Source organism: Pseudomonas sp. 2822-15 (assembly GCF_002742515.1).
In the GTDB taxonomy this organism is placed as follows: domain Bacteria; phylum Pseudomonadota; class Gammaproteobacteria; order Pseudomonadales; family Pseudomonadaceae; genus Aquipseudomonas; species Aquipseudomonas salomonii.
In genome coordinates, this window is record NZ_LJRY01000251.1 from 1 (window position 1) to 228 (window position 228).

Here is a 228-nt window from a genome sequence, read left to right on the forward strand (position 1 = left end):
CGTCACCAAAACCTGGCGTCCAGGGTGGCAAAGCCCGACTGGTTCACGTCAATGAACAGGTTCGTGAATATATTCGCAATGCTGAACGTCCAGAAGGTCAGGGAGAAGCGCCTGCCCTTTCTGGTGATGCGCCGCTTGAAGTATTGCTGGTGACACTGGCGAAAGAGATGACGCCAGTTGAACAAAAACAGTTTACATCCTTGCTTCTGCGGGAAGGGATTATCGGAT

At 51.8% G+C, this 228-nt stretch carries 1 protein-coding gene; it reads left to right on the top strand.

The genetic code is table 11. The features are described from left to right. On the top strand, positions 1-228 hold a 228-nt coding region (locus tag AOA59_RS26465; protein ID WP_099489619.1), incomplete at both ends, for a YfeC-like transcriptional regulator.